General features: G+C 55.9%; 13 protein-coding genes and 1 tRNA gene. 4 read left to right on the top strand and 10 right to left on the bottom strand.

Features of this window, described 5'->3' with window-relative positions; translation table 11 throughout:
- The 3 genes from ACR0MQ_RS03075 to cysS are packed head-to-tail and all read right to left on the bottom strand — an operon-like array spanning position 1 to position 3,810.
- A complete protein-coding gene (locus tag ACR0MQ_RS03075; protein WP_170774102.1) occupies positions 1 to 777 on the bottom strand; it encodes a squalene/phytoene synthase family protein in 777 nt (258 codons plus the stop codon).
- Position 778: 1 nt separating this feature from the next.
- The gene (gene cimA, locus ACR0MQ_RS03080; RefSeq protein ID WP_480605842.1) at positions 779 to 2,413 is read right to left on the bottom strand and encodes a citramalate synthase; all 1,635 of its coding nucleotides are present in this window, start codon (positions 2,411 to 2,413) and stop codon (positions 779 to 781) included.
- The gene (gene cysS / locus ACR0MQ_RS03085) at positions 2,410 to 3,810 is read right to left on the bottom strand and encodes a cysteine--tRNA ligase (RefSeq protein WP_480605845.1); all 1,401 of its coding nucleotides are present in this window, start codon (positions 3,808 to 3,810) and stop codon (positions 2,410 to 2,412) included. The genes cimA and cysS overlap by 4 nt, the downstream gene beginning before the upstream one ends.
- A gap of 218 nt (positions 3,811 to 4,028) precedes the next feature.
- On the opposite strand from cysS, the gene ACR0MQ_RS03090 reads away from it, so the two are divergent.
- Positions 4,029 to 4,373 (top strand): MmcQ/YjbR family DNA-binding protein, encoded by a 345-nt coding sequence (locus ACR0MQ_RS03090; protein WP_170774208.1) that lies wholly within the window; start codon positions 4,029 to 4,031, stop codon positions 4,371 to 4,373.
- A gap of 53 nt (positions 4,374 to 4,426) precedes the next feature.
- Here ACR0MQ_RS03090 and ACR0MQ_RS03095 read toward each other — a convergent pair whose 3' ends face one another.
- Entirely contained in the window at positions 4,427 to 4,945 is a 519-nt protein-coding gene (locus ACR0MQ_RS03095; RefSeq protein ID WP_170774096.1) for an outer membrane beta-barrel protein, read from the bottom strand.
- A gap of 419 nt (positions 4,946 to 5,364) precedes the next feature.
- On the opposite strand from ACR0MQ_RS03095, the gene ACR0MQ_RS03100 reads away from it, so the two are divergent.
- Positions 5,365 to 6,909 carry a trimethylamine methyltransferase family protein gene (locus ACR0MQ_RS03100; RefSeq protein WP_170774094.1) on the top strand — a complete coding sequence of 515 codons (1,545 nt, stop codon included), beginning with the start codon at positions 5,365 to 5,367 and terminating at the stop codon, positions 6,907 to 6,909.
- Positions 6,910 to 6,963: 54 nt separating this feature from the next.
- Here the strand turns inward: ACR0MQ_RS03100 and ACR0MQ_RS03105 are convergent, their stop codons facing one another.
- Complete coding sequence (locus ACR0MQ_RS03105) at positions 6,964 to 7,209, bottom strand: EF-hand domain-containing protein (protein ID WP_170774092.1); 246 nt, start codon at positions 7,207 to 7,209, stop codon at positions 6,964 to 6,966.
- Positions 7,210 to 7,751: 542 nt separating this feature from the next.
- Positions 7,752 to 11,369: a vitamin B12-dependent ribonucleotide reductase gene (locus ACR0MQ_RS03110; RefSeq protein ID WP_480605849.1), complete on the bottom strand. Its 3,618-nt coding sequence runs from the start codon at positions 11,367 to 11,369 to the stop codon at positions 7,752 to 7,754.
- A gap of 543 nt (positions 11,370 to 11,912) precedes the next feature.
- On the opposite strand from ACR0MQ_RS03110, the gene ACR0MQ_RS03115 reads away from it, so the two are divergent.
- A complete protein-coding gene (locus ACR0MQ_RS03115; RefSeq protein ID WP_480605852.1) occupies positions 11,913 to 12,347 on the top strand; it encodes a hypothetical protein in 435 nt (144 codons plus the stop codon).
- A gap of 9 nt (positions 12,348 to 12,356) precedes the next feature.
- On the opposite strand, the gene ACR0MQ_RS03120 is transcribed toward ACR0MQ_RS03115, so the two are convergent.
- The 4 genes from ACR0MQ_RS03120 to pdxH all read right to left on the bottom strand — a co-directional run bounded on the left by ACR0MQ_RS03120 (position 12,357) and on the right by pdxH (position 14,206).
- Positions 12,357 to 12,433 (bottom strand) — tRNA-Pro (locus tag ACR0MQ_RS03120).
- A 43-nt stretch (positions 12,434 to 12,476) separates the two neighbouring features.
- Positions 12,477 to 12,941, bottom strand: coding sequence for a DUF192 domain-containing protein (locus tag ACR0MQ_RS03125; RefSeq protein ID WP_010440270.1), 465 nt, complete (start codon positions 12,939 to 12,941; stop codon positions 12,477 to 12,479).
- Positions 12,942 to 12,951: 10 nt separating this feature from the next.
- Positions 12,952 to 13,479: a cold-shock protein gene (locus ACR0MQ_RS03130; RefSeq protein WP_029621826.1), complete on the bottom strand. Its 528-nt coding sequence runs from the start codon at positions 13,477 to 13,479 to the stop codon at positions 12,952 to 12,954.
- Between the two features lie 121 nt (positions 13,480 to 13,600).
- The gene (gene pdxH / locus ACR0MQ_RS03135; RefSeq protein ID WP_319547242.1) at positions 13,601 to 14,206 is read right to left on the bottom strand and encodes a pyridoxamine 5'-phosphate oxidase; all 606 of its coding nucleotides are present in this window, start codon (positions 14,204 to 14,206) and stop codon (positions 13,601 to 13,603) included.
- Between the two features lie 134 nt (positions 14,207 to 14,340).
- Here pdxH and fabI point away from each other — a divergent pair, with 134 nt between their 5' ends.
- Entirely contained in the window at positions 14,341 to 15,147 is an 807-nt protein-coding gene (gene fabI / locus ACR0MQ_RS03140; RefSeq protein ID WP_480605857.1) for an enoyl-ACP reductase FabI, read from the top strand.
- The last annotated feature ends 3 nt before the right edge of the window (positions 15,148 to 15,150 follow it).

Raw genomic sequence — 15,150 nt, forward strand, 5'->3', positions numbered from 1 at the left:
TTACCAGCGCCCTGTCGCGGCTGTCTTCATCAAAGAAAACCGACGGCGAATTTCGCCCTGCGCTAAGGCACCCGCAGCCACACGTTCTGGCCGTTCCAAGGCCGCCTGCAACACCCATTCTGTCTGCCATCCTGCAAAGAGTGCTGGCCGTGCTGCCGCCGATATTTCGCCACGCGCAGATCGCGCACGCGCCAGCCGGTCCAACGCTTTCTGCGCTAAGGTCCGAACACCATCCTGTGTGCCATCTAACAATGGGATACGACCTCGCGACTCGAGCTCGGGAATAGCACGCATCCAATTCGCAATCCCGGCCGCATAACCAAAATTTCGAAGAACAGTCTCATCCGACGCACCCAAAGCCTGCGCCGACACAACCATCAACGATCCGGCGCTGTGGTCGATATAGGAGTCAAAATGCTCCTCATCCTCAAACGGATCGCGGTATATATCCCAACGCCTTACGGCGACATATTCATCCAATTGCGCCGCCAGATGCGGTGAGAGAATACGCGACAACGGCGTGACAACCTCGTGCCGGCGCACGGTTGGACTTTCGGCAATTTCCTGCAAGGCATCGCGCCACCATTGCAGCCGCATCTCAGCGATCATGCTCTCCTGAGTCACCCATGGAGCGCGGGCCACTTCGACGTTCAGCGCATAGATCGGGAACAGGACAGCCCGTGCCTCGACCGGTGCGGCCATGGACGCCATAAAGCGATCGGGATCGGCCCGATGCACCAGTTCTGCACACGCCTTGATGTCGTCGTCGAACTCCACCTTATTCGGCTGCCGCGGACTGCGGGGCGCAATCGTTCACCAGTTTCCACTGGATCGCGTCCAATAGCGCCTCGAACGAGGCATCGATTATGTTCGCGCTGACACCGACAGTGGACCAGCGCCGTCCCTGCCCGTCTTCGCTATCGATGATCACGCGAGTCACCGCCTCGGTCCCGCCTTGAGTGATGCGCACCTTGAAGTCGACCAGCCGCATATCCGACAGTATCTGCGAATATTGCCCCAAATCCTTGGCCAAAGCCTTTGCCAGCGCGTTCACCGGACCACGGTCACTGCCGCTTTCATCCAGCGACTCACTGACCGACAGCTTCTTCTCGCCATCCACTTTCACAACAACAACCGCCTCTGACAGGCTAACCATCTTGTTGTATTTATTCTTCCGGCGCTCAACGGTGACCTTATAGCGCTTGACCTCAAAGAACTCGGGCAATTGCCCCAACTCATCCCGCGCCAACAGCTCGAAACTGGCCTGCGCTGTGTCATAGGAATAGCCCTCGGCCTCGCGCAGTTTGATCCGCTCAAGGATGCGTCCCAATGCCGGATCACCCGCCTCAACGGCCAATCCCGCATCGGTCAGACGTTTGCGCAGGTTCGATTGCCCGGCCTGGTTAGACATCGGAATGATGCGCGCATTCCCGACGCTTGCAGGATCGATATGCTCATAGGTCGTTGGATCCTTGAGGATCGCGCTGGCATGCAGCCCGGCCTTATGGGCGAACGCCGACGCGCCGACATAGGCGCTCTGCTTGCTGGGCACGCGGTTCAATATGTCGTCCAGCATCCGGCTGATCCGGGTCAGCCCGGCCAGAGCCTCGGGCTTCACTCCGATCTCATTACGCGAGGCATAGGGCTCTTTCAGCATCAGAGTCGGGATCAGTGCGGTCAGATTGGCATTGCCACAGCGCTCCCCTAGCCCGTTCAGAGTGCCTTGAATCTGCCGCGCACCCGCATCCACAGCGGCCAGCGAACAGGCCACCGCGTTTTCAGTATCGTTGTGGGTATGAATACCCAAACGATCCCCTGGCAGACCGGCAACAATCACCTCAGACACGATCCGCCCGACCTCGGCGGGCAACGCGCCGCCATTGGTATCGCACAAGACGACCCACCGTGCACCGGCGTCAAGCGCTGCACGACAGACCTCAACCGCATATTCCGGGTTGTCCTTATAGCCATCAAAGAAATGTTCGGCATCGAACAAGGCCTCACGCCCCTGCGCCACGATATGCGCGACCGAAGCCCTTACGTTCTCAGTGTTTTCCTCCAACGAGATGCCAAGCGCATGAGTCACATGGTAATCATGTGACTTTCCCACCAGACAAACGGCTGGCGTTCCGGCATTCATGACGGCCGCCAAAACGTCATCATTCTCTGCCGACCGACCAGAGCGTTTGGTCATCCCAAACGCGGTCATACGGGCCGAGGTCTTGGGAGCGCTCTCAAAAAACGCACTGTCGGTCGGGTTCGCCCCGGGCCAACCCCCTTCGATATAATCGAGACCCAGCCCATCCAACGCCTGCGCGATCTGCACTTTCTCAGCGGTCGAGAACTGCACGCCCTGCGTCTGCTGCCCGTCGCGCAACGTGGTGTCATAAAGATAAAGGCGTTCCTTAGTCATTCGACCCCCTCCAGCTTGGTGGCATCGAACCCGGCGCCGGGTACCAACTCCACACCATCCTTGCTCATCCGAACCTCAAGCCCTGCAGCGATATATGCTGCCTTAAGGCGATCTACCTCAGAGAAGTCCTTGCTCTGCATCGCAAACGCTCGCGCTTCGGCCAGTTTTTCTGCATGAGATGACAGATCAGCTGAAACGGTCTCGGCCCAAGCGCCCATATCGTCCACCAACAGGCCGACCACCTGAGCACTTGCCAACAGTGATGCGGCCTCTCCCTCGGCCGCGAGCCGATGAAGTTCCGCGATTGCACCTGCCGTGTTCAGATCATCCGCAAGCGCATCGATGACCGCAGGTGCTGCGGTGGTGGCGGGCTCGATGCCCGCCGTCAGCGCCCGCCACTTGCGTAACGTCGCCTCGGCCTCACGCGCCTTCTTCTCGGTCCAGTCCATCGGCTTGCGATAGTGTGTCTGAAGGAATACAAACCGGATCACTTCACCCGGCACACCTTGCTCCAACAGGTCATGCACAGTGAAGAAATTGCCCAGCGACTTGGACATCTTCTTGCCCTCGACCTGCAGCATCTCATTGTGCATCCAGACGCGCGCGAATTCTCCATGCGGATGTGCGCATTTGCTCTGAGCAATCTCATTTTCATGATGCGGGAACATCAGATCGTTGCCGCCGCCATGAATATCAAAGCTCTCGCCCAACAGCTCATAGCTCATAGCCGAGCATTCAATATGCCAACCCGGACGCCCGCGTCCCCAAGGACTGTCCCAGCCAGGCAACTCATCGGTCGAAGGCTTCCACAGCACGAAATCCATCGGGTTTTTCTTGTAAGGCGCGACTTCAACCCGCGCACCGGCAATCATGTCATCGACCGAGCGGCCAGACAGCCTACCATAATCTTCTTTCCAACTGTCCACCGCAAACAGGACATGACCCTCGGCAGCATAGGCATGCCCTTTGGCAATCAGGTCCTCAATCATTGCGACCATCTGCGCGATATATTCCGTGGCGCGCGGCATTGCATTCGGCTCCATCGCCCCAAGCGCGCCCATATCATGCAAGTACCAGCCTATGGTCTCGTCCGAGCGCTCCTGAACCAACTGCTCCAGCGTACCTTCTGCTCCGGCCTGTTTGCGCGCCAAAGCAGTGGCGTTGATCTTGTCGTCCACATCGGTGAAATTGCGCACATAGGTCACGTGATCCGCACCATAAGCGTGCCGCAGCAAACGATAGAGCACGTCGAACACCACCACGGGCCGCGCATTCCCAAGATGGGCGCGGTCATAAACCGTCGGACCACAGACATACATCCGCACATTGCCTGGATCGATCGGCACGAAATCCTCTTTCGTCCGTGTCCTTGTGTTGTGCAGTTTGATCGTCGTCATCGGGTCGTGCTCCTGAAACAGCATGTTCGTCACGCGTTGGCGCGGGCTTAGCAACTTGTCTCAGGGATGAAAACGAAAGAAACCGGCCCGCTTGATAAATCAGCAGGTAATGCAGCAAATAATGATGCAGGTTTTCTGGTTCATGCGCCGTGGGTAACACGAGTTTTACGCTGAGCCAAGTCTTGAGTTTTACCAGCCGTATCGGCACTCTGCCTTTCATGAGCCGTGAATACGTCAATTCCATTTGTGCTGAACTGCCCGGGGCCGAGCTTTCCGATCCCTGGGGCGGAGGTCACGACGCCTGGAAAGTGGGCGGCAAAATGTTCGCCTGCGTCGGCTCAGTCGGGGATGGGGTGTCAGTCAAGACACCTGACATTGAGACAGCTCAAATGCTGATCGATGCTGGAGTTGGGATCAAGGCCCCATACTTCCATCGCAGTTGGGTTCGTCTGCCCTGGTCAACAGAATCTGAAGAAATGCGCCACCGCATTGAATCGTCCTACGATATTATACGCACGTCGCTCCCCAAGAAAGTTCAAGCAACCTTAACCAATCGTATCTGATTGGTGGTTTTGAAGAGCGCGAAGTGGTTTATTCAACCTACCTAAAGCGTTTGTTAAAAGCGGAATGTAGTGCGCAGGTTGAAGACGTTTGCGTCAAGCTTCCCACCTGTCTGAGGAACATTCTCAAAATCCTGTCTCAACGCCTCGCCACTGATCACGAAGCGATCACCCAGAGGATAAGCCACACCGATGCCGTATACTGCTGCCGTGTCGCTATCGCCCGATGTGCTAGCCCGCGCTGCGCCGACGACGACGTATCCCAGTGCCGAGCCGAAATCGTAGCCACCGCGCAATTTCAAACGCGACATGCTGTCTAAACTGCCTTCCGACTGGCCAAGATCAAGGTTGAGCCAGTTGTATTCCAGTTCACCACCCAACACGAAATTTCCAAAATCGTAGTCGTATCCGATCACAGGGCCAAAACCGACATCGCTTCCGCCAGCATTGCCCGATCCGTCAACATCCGCATAGCCGAAACTGAAACCTGCATATGCTCCGGTCCAGTCTTCCGACAATACCGGCCCGACACCTGCGAACAGCGCGATGACGAGTGCGGCAATCGTTGACTTCATCAAGCCCTCCAACAAACCAGAAGCGGTCCATAAAAGAATGCGGCGATATCCAACAGAAGGAAAATCAGCACCTACTTCCAATTCAAACCAACAGTTGTCTCAAAATTAACTAGGGATAGGTTAACAGATTTTTAGCGTAACGGAAAAAAAACATTTCTGTATATCAATTTAACCTGTTCACATCGCCGGTGAAATTTTTGCACGGAAATTCATTTGCAGGTCGCAAACAGAACAGATTGTGACGCTGAGCGTTGAAACTATGAGCTCAGTTAGATTGGAACACAATGCACAACGAAGTTTGGAAAATACGTCTGGTCAGCCGCACCATCGGAGCGGATCGTGGACGTGCGGCACGAGGGCGACCAGCGGCGGTCTGAGTTCACTCAACCCAATACGCATTTCTTCGACCGGATTCCAATATGAACGAACAAACCCGAAACTCATCCCGTAGCGGTGGCCGCGCTGCACGCCGTGCAGCCCGCGCCTCGGCACTGCCAGAGCATTTGCGCCCCATTCGACCCGGCATGGAGGGTGGAACGCTGAAGGTTCTGACTCAGCACCAGATTGAGCGTATCCATGAGTCCGCATTGACCGCGCTGGAAACTATTGGACTTGCCGATGCGCCACAAAGCGGGATCGATTATCTGGTGGCCGCCGGTTGTTCCCTAGGCGACGATGGCCGCATCCGCTTCCCGCGTGCATTGGTCGAAGACACTATCGCCAAAGCAAATCGTTCAGTCACGCTGTACAGCCGGGATGGAAAGTCCGATCTGAAGCTGTCGGGAAACCGGGTTCACTATGGAACGGCCGGGGCGGCGGTCAGCATGGTCGATGTGCACGGGCAGGAGTATCGTGATTCGACCCTTCAGGATCTCCACGATGCATCCCGCATCTGTGAACAGCTTGAAAACATTCACTTTGTTCAGCGTCCTATGGTGTGTCGCGATATTGCGGACAACCTCGAGATGGACCTGAACACGGTCTACGCCACCACTTCCGGTACGTTCAAACACATCGGCACGTCTTTCACTGAACCCAGCCATGTCGCGCCCGCGATCGAAATGCTGCACATGATTGCAGGCGGAGAGGACAAGTGGCGCGAACGGCCTTTCATGTCCAACTCCAACTGTTTTGTTGTTCCACCGATGAAATTCGCCACCGAAAGCTGCGAGGTGATGGAGGAATGCATCAAGGCTGGCATGCCGGTTCTGCTGCTGTCCGCCGGCATGGCCGGAGCCACAGCACCCTCGACAGTTGCCGGGGCGATAGCGCAAGCCACGGCTGAATGTCTGGCCGGTTTGGTTTATGTAAACGCCGTAAAGCCCGGTGCGCCTGCGATTTTTGGCACCTGGCCCTTTGGGTTGGATCTGCGCACCGGTGCAATGTCTATCGGCTCTGGGGAACAAGCCCTGCTGACCGCTGGTTGCGCCCAGATGCACCATTTCTATGACCTGCCTGGCGGAGCCGCCGCCGGTGCCTCAGACGCGAAACTGCCTGATATGCAGGCCGGTTGGGAACAGATGTGCTCGAACGTCATGGCCGGACTTTCGGGCCTGAATATGGTTTATGAGGCCGCAGGCATGCACGCCTCATTGCTGGGCTTCTGCCATGAGAGCTTAATCCTAAGCGACGATCTGATCGGACAAGCGCAGCGCTGCGTACGTGGAATTGAAGTGTCGGATGAAACTCTGGCGCTGGATCAGATGGCCGAGGTCTGCATGGGCGGCCCCGGTCACTATCTAGGGACAGATGCGACACTGGGCCGTATGCAGGCGGACTACGTCTATCCAACCTTTGGCGACCGTTCGTCTCCAAAAGAATGGGTTGAACTTGGAAAACCTGATCTGATCGAGAAAGCGGTGAAGCGGAAAGAAGAGATTCTGGCGGTGCCATCGCCGGCCAGATTTGATCCTCTGCTGGATGCCGAACTCCGCGACAGGTTTAACATTCACTTGCCTGCGTAACCTACTGAAATATAAACGGCCCGAATAAATCGGGCCGCCATTTTTCTAAGTGGATCAACCGTTGGAGGGCGGCAACAGTCCTGCCTGTTGGGCGATTGTGATCTCATCCTGATCAAGCGCGCCGTCGCCGTTTGCGTCCATCTGCGCGAAACCCTCGGCGTCAACTTCTGGCACAACGGCCTGAACCTCGTCGATTGTCAGCACGCCATCGCCGTTGGTGTCAGCTGCGTTCTGGGCCAACGCCAATGCCGGCAGTCCAAGGGCCAGCGCCGAGATTACGGCCAATTTCTGCGGTTTCATATTTGCCTCCTGAGTGAGTTTTCTTAAGTGTTTGTGTCCGGACGAGCGCCAAAAGAAAGCCACCCAAAGGACAAGTCACCCGCTCCGATTGATTTTGCTCCATTCGAGCCAATCTCTGCGTGTTTGTCCGAGTCGCATCTGCGGAGGATTGCCGGGCAAAATGGCCCACACAGGTTTCGGCAACTCTTGCCCGACCCGGGCAAGATAATCTGGCAATCCCCTGCTCAAAAACCGACTCGCACTTGAAAAAAGAAAGGGGGCCGAAGCCCCCTGTCAGTTTCGCCTTCCAGGCTCATTTCGTTGACCGCCCGGTGTTTTTTTGCCTGCGGCCTGGACTGCGCATGGGACGAGCGCACCCGCCCCGTGAGAGAGTGGGAGGGAGCAAATATTCCGCCCCACCCTGTTCCCGGCCAACACGGGCATGTCGGCCGAGTGGACCAAGGCATCGATGGTAAGTCTCAGCGCCTTGCTCCGTATTCGTCGGGGTCGGTACCTGTGGCAGCTATCCGACCCCTGCACCCCGGGTTGCCGGGGCGCTAAACTCAGCTACACCCGCTTGTCGCACCGCAAGTGTTGCACTTCATGCAGGTGCCGTTGCGCACCAGCGTGTAGTTTCCACATTCCCCGCAGGGATCACCCTCGTATCCTTGCATCTTTGCTTTGGTGCGGGCGTCCATTCCTGTCGCAACCGCCGTTTCAGCAGGAGCTTCGAATGTCGCTGCGGTCTCCGCCATACCGGTCACGTCGGCTTGACCACCGTTGAAGACCATCAGATCCTGTGGCAGACGCTTACGCAGATAGCCGGTCGAGCTGATTTGTTTCAACACTTCCAATGACTTGGTCGCCGCAGTTTCACTGATTTCTGAAACATTCGAAAGACCGTCTTCTTCACCCCGACCCAAATCATCGAAGGTTGCGCCTTCTGGCTTTACATGGGCCAGATCGGTGCGGTCAAGATAGGACACGGCCAGTTCACGGAATATGTAATCCAGGATCGACGTTGCGTTCTTGATCGAGTCGTTACCCTGTACCATCCCCGCCGGTTCGAACTTGGTGAAGGTGAAGGCGTCAACAAACTCCTCCAGCGGCACGCCGTATTGCAGACCGACTGACACGGCGATGGCAAAGTTGTTCATCATCGCCCGGAAGCCAGCGCCTTCCTTGTGCATGTCGATGAAAATCTCGCCCAGCTTGCCGTCTTCGAACTCACCGGTGCGCAGATAGACCTTGTGGCCGCCTACAATCGCCTTTTGGGTATAACCTTTGCGGCGATGGGGCAGTTTCTCGCGATGGCTGCGGATCATTTCCTTGACCACAACCTTCTCGATCACCTTCTCGGCCAGAACGACCGCCTTTTCCTGCGTCGAGCCGCTTTCCAGCACTTCCGCCGCTTCGTCGTCATCCTCGACCAGTGCTGCCGCCAAAGGCTGCGACAGTTTCGAGCCGTCACGATAGAGAGCGTTGGCCTTTACACCCAGCGACCAGCTGAGTTCATAGGCCTTCTGGCAATCCTCAATGGTCGCGTCATTCGGCATGTTGATCGTCTTCGAGATCGCGCCCGAGATGAAGCTCTGCGCTGCCGCCATCATGGTGATGTGGCTATCAACCCCAAGGAAACGCTTACCTTTCTTGCCACACGGGTTGGCGCAGTCGAAGATCGAGTAGTGCTCTTCCTTCAGATGCGGCGCGCCTTCCAGTGTCATGGTTCCGCAGACATGGTCGTTCGCTGCGTCGATATCCGCCTTGGTAAAGCCCAGGTGGCGCAGCAGATCGAAAGTTGGGTCATTCAGCTTGGTCGCCGGGATGCCCAGAACGCCGGTGCAGAAATCCTCGCCCAGCGTCCACTGGTTGAAGACAAACCGGATGTCGAACGCGCTTTCCAGCGCAGCATCGACTTTGGCCAGTTCATTGGGGCCAAAGCCGTGGCCAGTCAGAGAGGTGTGGTTGATCCCCGGCGCGTTGCCGATGGTGCCGTGACCAACCGCGTAGCCCACGATCTCTTCGATCTGAGCCGAGGAATAGCCCAGCTTCTCGAGCGCCGAAGGCACCGAACGGTTGATGATCTTGAAGTAGCCACCACCGGCCAGCTTTTTGAATTTAACCAGCGCAAAATCAGGCTCGATCCCGGTTGTGTCGCAGTCCATCACCAGACCAATAGTGCCGGTCGGGGCGATAACTGTGGCCTGCGCGTTGCGATAACCGTTCTTCTCGCCGAGGCTCAGAGCCTCATCCCAAGCGGACATGGCCAGATCGACCAGACGTTTATCCGGACAGTTGCCGTGGTCCAGAGGCACCGGCTTCACCGCCAGTTTCTCATAACCCTCGATCACACCTTGTGACGCACGGCGGTGGTTACGGATGACGCGCAGCATGTGGTCGGCGTTGCGCTCATAGCCCTTGAACGGGCCAAGCTCACCGGCGATTTCGGCCGAGGTCGCATAGGCCACACCGGTCATGATCGCGGTCAATGCGCCACAGATCGCCCGCCCCTCATCCGAGTCATAGCTGTAGCCCATGTTCATCAGCAGGCCGCCGATATTCGCATAACCTAGACCCAGCGTGCGGAAGTCATAGGACAGCTGCGCGATCTCCTTCGACGGGAACTGCGCCATCGTCACCGAGATTTCCAGCGTCAGCGTCCACAGCCGCGAGGCGTGCATGTAATCCGCCGCCTGGAACTCACCATCCTTAAGGAAGGTCAGCAGGTTCATCGACGCCAGGTTGCAAGCCGTGTCATCGAGAAACATGTACTCCGAACACGGGTTCGAGCCGCGAATTTCACCATCTTCGGGGCAAGTGTGCCATTCGTTGACGGTATCGTGGAACTGGATGCCCGGATCGGCGCAGGCCCAAGCGGCGTGGCCGACCTTCTCCCACAGATCGCGCGCTTTGACGGTGCGGGCAACCTTGCCGTCGGTACGGTTGATCAGTTCCCAATCGGCGTCTTTCTCAACGGCAGTCAGAAACGCGTTGGTCACGCGGATCGAGTTGTTCGAGTTCTGGCCAGAAACCGAGCTGTAGGCTTCCGAATCCCAGTCCGTATCATAGGTCGGGAATTCGATGCTGTCGTGGCCCTGCTTGGCGTAATCCAGCACGCGCTTGATATAAGTCTCGGGGATCGCAACCTTTTTCGCCTCGCGAACCGCTTTCTTCAGGCTGTCATTCTTACTGGGATCATACGCATCATCCTGCGCGCCGTCCCAGCTGCGGATGGCCTCGAAAATGCCATTCAGCATCTTCTCGTGCATCTTTGATCCGGCAACGATCGAGGCCACCTTCTGCTCTTCGATCACCTTCCATTCGATGAATTGCTCGATGTCCGGGTGATCTGCATCGACGATCACCATCTTTGCTGCCCGACGGGTTGTCCCGCCTGATTTGATCGCGCCAGCGGCGCGGTCGCCGATCTTGAGAAAGCCCATCAAGCCCGAGGATTTACCGCCACCCGACAGCGCCTCGCCTTCTGCGCGCAGGTGGCTGAAGTTGGTCCCGGTGCCCGAGCCGTATTTGAACAGGCGCGCCTCACGCACCCATAGGTCCATGATGCCGCCTTCGTTCACCAGATCATCATCGACGGACTGGATGAAGCACGCGTGCGGTTGCGGATGCTCGTAGGCGGATTTCGATTTTGTCAGTTTGCCGGTTTTGTAATCGACATAATGGTGACCCTGCGCCGGGCCATCGATGCCATAGGCCCAGTGCAGACCCGTGTTGAACCATTGCGGCGAGTTCGGTGCAGCACGCTGGGTCGCCAGCATATAGCGCATCTCGTCGAAATAGGCGCGCGCGTCTTCCTCGGTCGAGAAATAGCCGCCCTTCCAACCCCAATAGGCCCATGCACCTGCGAGACGGTCGAACACCTGTTTCGAAGACGTCTCACCATCAAATTCAGCGCCATCTGCGGGGACCGAACGCCACAGGAATTCAGGAACGTCCTTTTCCTTAACCTTCTTCAGCTTGGATGGAACACCTGCCTTGCGGAAGTACTTTTGCGCGATGACGTCGCTGGCGACCTGGCTCCACTTTGCGGGAACCTCGATTTCGTCCAGACGAAAAACGATAGTACCGTCGGGATTGCGAATCTCGGATGTTGCAGACACAAAATCCAGATCGGCATATGCATCCTGTCCAGGTTTGGTGAATTTTCTTTCAATTTTCATGTCCGCTGCCCCAGCTACGATCTGTCCAAATTTTAGTACCCGGCACAAAATCTTGATGTCGCGGTGTGCCGCCCGCCCTGCCGTAATATTGAGACGCAAGGGACCAAGCGCTGCCGATAACAGCGCAGAACCGTAAATACGGTTTCACGTCATACTGGTTTGCACTCCGTCCCTCGTCCGATGCCTTTTCTGGTTATTGCTACCAGATTTAGTGGCTCGTCTTTCGGCCCATACAATTTGACGTATATTCCCATAGATGGTCAACGGGCTTTTTCAGTCATTTTTGGAATCTTTTAGCTTGACCTGATCTGACGAACCGGCGGTTTCTTGCCGGATCGCGATTCCTCCACAGGCCTGTCCCCGGATACCAATCAATCTGCGCTCGATGCGTCAGAGTGATTTCTCTTTTTTTCCGCCACAGTTAGAGGAAATTGATCAACCTGTCCGACATTAAGGACATATTCAGAGAATCATCGTCACCGCAACGTGGCGCGTGCCATAGTTTGTAAATCACGACATTTCTGGATGGGAAATCTATTCAACATGCGTTTGATTTCGTTGTTAACTATTATGGGCTTAATCGTGTCCTGCACAGCACAGGACGTTCCGCCTGCGTCTCGTAGCGCTCAATTCGATGGGTACCCGCAGAACCTGTTCAATTCCTTCAAGACAGACTGCGCTGGCCCTGGCGATAAATTCGTCAAAACCGGGACAAGCAGTTTTGAATGTCGCGAAATACTCTCGCCCGAGGCGACAGCCTATCTGATTCTCAATTTTGATGGATATTCTCAAAATCTGCCAAAGATCGTGACGCGGCTAAGTTCAGCAAAGAATCAAGCAGGCTACCGTGTGCATGCCGAATTGTTTTTTATCATTCCCCAAAAAAGCGGAAGCACACTTAAGATTCCAATCGAAAGCGATGAATTGGACAGGGATTTTTCCAGACTCTACACCGACTATGGCGGAACGCCGGTGTAAGAGTGGAAATGGTCGGGGCGGCAGGATTCGAACCTACGACCCCCTGTACCCAAAACAGGTGCGCTACCAGACTGCGCCACGCCCCGGACCGTGCGCCTTCCTAAACGCGCCGATCTGATTTGAAAAGCCCTAACAGGGCCAAATTGCAGGACCTTGCGAAAAAACTTGGTGGCGCATCTGTGTTCCTGGTCGAATACCATAGCGCGCGGCAAGTCCCGCATTGATTTCAAGCACGGCATAAACCGAATCGCCGCCTTCGATCGGGGTCAGATCGCCAGGGATCGCGCCCTCATGCACGCGGGTGACGGTTCCTGCTTTGTCGGTAAAGATCATGTCCAAAGGGATCAGCGTGTTCTTCATCCAAAACGCCACCCGCTGCGGTGGATCAAAGATGAACAGCATGCCAGAGCGGTTGGGCATACTCTCACGAAACATCAGCCCGCGTGATCGTTCCTGAGGGGTAACGGCCAACTCGATATCAAATCGAACCTGCGCAAGTTCATTTCGCAACTCGACACGGTCAGAACGGCATTCGGCTTGCGCGCCACCACTGATCAGAAATGTCAGGGCCGCTACGAATAATGCTGTTCTCATTCTTTAAGACCTAGGCGTTCAGCGCCGCTTCCCAGGCAAGAACCTGTGCCGCCATCCGTCCGCGCTTTCCGTCAATCACACGCATGGCCAAGGCTTCTCCCGGTTGCAGATCCGCAAGACCTGAACGGCGAAGAACCTCAATGTGCAAGAACACATCTTCGCTGCTTCCGAAGACATTGGCGAAGCCGAATCCCTTGCCTTTGTCGAACCATTTGACACGCGCTGCCTCTAATGGAGCATTGCCGATCACGGTCGGATCAAGCTCCGCAAAGTCGGCCAGCATCATTGTTTCTGCCCGCACGGGTGGATCAACGCTGATCACTTCGACCGCCTGAACACCGCGATCAGTTTTGTGCGTCATAATCTCGATACCAGCACCGTCGGCGACCGAGCTCTGACCAAAATTGCGCAACACATTGACATGCAACAGTATGTCCGGACCGCCATCGTCGGACACAACAAATCCGTATCCCTTTGCGGGATCGAACCATTTAACGTGTCCATGGACGCGATACATGCTGTTCAAATCTTCTGGCACTGTTTTCCCGTTACGATAATAGGCAAGCCGTTAAGGGTTTGTTGTTTATGATATTCACTCGCAAATTCAAGCTGAAAAAAACTATTAATAGCAATCAGTTGCATTTCACGGTACGCGAACATCACGGATTCAACCTCTGCACTTGCCAATCGGAATCGGCGTTACGCCTCTTCCATTGAAACCTGTCATGCAACCTGAAGGCTCCATCAGCCCAGAATTCCACTTCGACAGGTGAAACCCGATACCCTCCCCAGAAATCCGGGCGCGGCGGATTGGGTCCCAACTTTGCCGTCACCTTTGCCACCTCGGCCATCAAAGATGCCCGGCTCTCCAGAGGTTGCGACTGGCGAGAGGCCCAGGCACCCAGACGGCTCTTAAGCGAGCGCGAGGCATAATACGCGTCTGCCCCAGGCCCGTCTTCTTTGCTGACTATACCACGAACTCGAATTTGACGCCGCAAAGATTTCCAGTGCATCACAAATGCCGCTTTATGGGCACTGTCCAGTTCCTGTGCCTTGGCGCTGTTATAGTTCGTATAGAAGACAAATGCGTCTTTTTCGATTTCTTTCAGCAGAACCATTCTTGCATTAGGCAAACCTTCCGAATCCACGGTTGCCAATGCAATCGCGTTCGGATCGTTTGGTTCGGTCTTTTCCGCCTCAGCCAGCCACCGACCCGCGATTTCAAACGGATCAGTCCCGGCGAAGATGCCATTATGCTCGTTCATTTCCATCCCCTGGAAATAATTAACCCGACCCTAAGGCGAGAACCCGCTGCGGGCAAGAGCGCGTGGTCTTGCCGCAGGACAATCAATGGCATAAACCAACTCAACACAATGCGACGACAGGCGGAGAACCGAAGATGTCAAATCAGTTGATGGCCGGAAAACGCGGCCTCATCATGGGACTGGCCAATGACAAATCAATCGCATGGGGGATAGCCCGCGCCTTGTCCGACGCCGGGGCCGAACTGGCCTTTTCCTATCAGGGAGACGCGCTGAAAAAACGTGTCGACCCGCTGGCTGCGCAATTGGGCAGCGAAATCGTTCTGCCCTGCGATGTCAGCGACGAGGAATCGATTGATAACCTTTTCAACTCGCTTGAAGAGAAATGGGGAAGGCTTGACTTTGTTGCTCACGCCATTGGCTTTTCTGACAAGAACGAGCTTCGTGGGCGCTACGTCGACACATCGCGCGCTAACTTCAATCTGACGATGGACGTATCGGTCTACTCTTTTACAGCCGTTATGCAGCGCGCAGAGAAGATGATGGGCGAAGGCGGTAGCGCAGTCACCCTCACCTATTACGGCGCTGAACAGGTCATGCCCCATTATAATGTTATGGGTGTCGCCAAGGCTGCGCTTGAGGCATCGGTCAAGTATCTGGCTGAGGATCTGGGAAAAGACGGTGTTCGCGTCAACTCGATCTCGGCGGGTCCAATCAAGACACTCGCAGCCAGCGGCATCGGCGATTTCCGCTATATCATGAAGTGGAACGAGTATAATTCTCCGCTGCGTCGCAACGTGACCATCGATGATGTCGGCAAATCGGCGCTGTACCTGCTGTCAGACCTCAGCAGCGGTGTGACCGGAGAGAATCTGCACGTGGATTCGGGCTATCACATCGTCGGCATGAAGGCCGTCGATGCGCCGGACGTTGAAAAAGGGTAATAG

This window comes from Ruegeria sp. AN6, from assembly GCF_056540425.1.

Excerpts from the sequence above, each read along its gene's own strand:
- ACR0MQ_RS03110 (WP_480605849.1), bottom strand. The coding sequence starts at position 11,369 with ATGAAAATTGAAAGAAAATTCACCAAACCTGGACAGGATGCATATGCC.
- pdxH (WP_319547242.1), bottom strand. The coding sequence starts at position 14,206 with ATGAACGAGCATAATGGCATCTTCGCCGGGACTGATCCGTTTGAAATC.
- cimA (WP_480605842.1), bottom strand. The coding sequence starts at position 2,413 with ATGACTAAGGAACGCCTTTATCTTTATGACACCACGTTGCGCGACGGG.
- ACR0MQ_RS03100 (WP_170774094.1), top strand. The coding sequence starts at position 5,365 with ATGAACGAACAAACCCGAAACTCATCCCGTAGCGGTGGCCGCGCTGCA.
- ACR0MQ_RS03125 (WP_010440270.1), bottom strand. The coding sequence starts at position 12,941 with ATGAGAACAGCATTATTCGTAGCGGCCCTGACATTTCTGATCAGTGGT.
- ACR0MQ_RS03105 (WP_170774092.1), bottom strand. The coding sequence starts at position 7,209 with ATGAAACCGCAGAAATTGGCCGTAATCTCGGCGCTGGCCCTTGGACTG.
- ACR0MQ_RS03095 (WP_170774096.1), bottom strand. The coding sequence starts at position 4,945 with ATGAAGTCAACGATTGCCGCACTCGTCATCGCGCTGTTCGCAGGTGTC.
- ACR0MQ_RS03115 (WP_480605852.1), top strand. The coding sequence starts at position 11,913 with ATGCGTTTGATTTCGTTGTTAACTATTATGGGCTTAATCGTGTCCTGC.
- fabI (WP_480605857.1), top strand. The coding sequence starts at position 14,341 with ATGTCAAATCAGTTGATGGCCGGAAAACGCGGCCTCATCATGGGACTG.
- cysS (WP_480605845.1), bottom strand. The coding sequence starts at position 3,810 with ATGACGACGATCAAACTGCACAACACAAGGACACGGACGAAAGAGGAT.
- ACR0MQ_RS03090 (WP_170774208.1), top strand. The coding sequence starts at position 4,029 with ATGAGCCGTGAATACGTCAATTCCATTTGTGCTGAACTGCCCGGGGCC.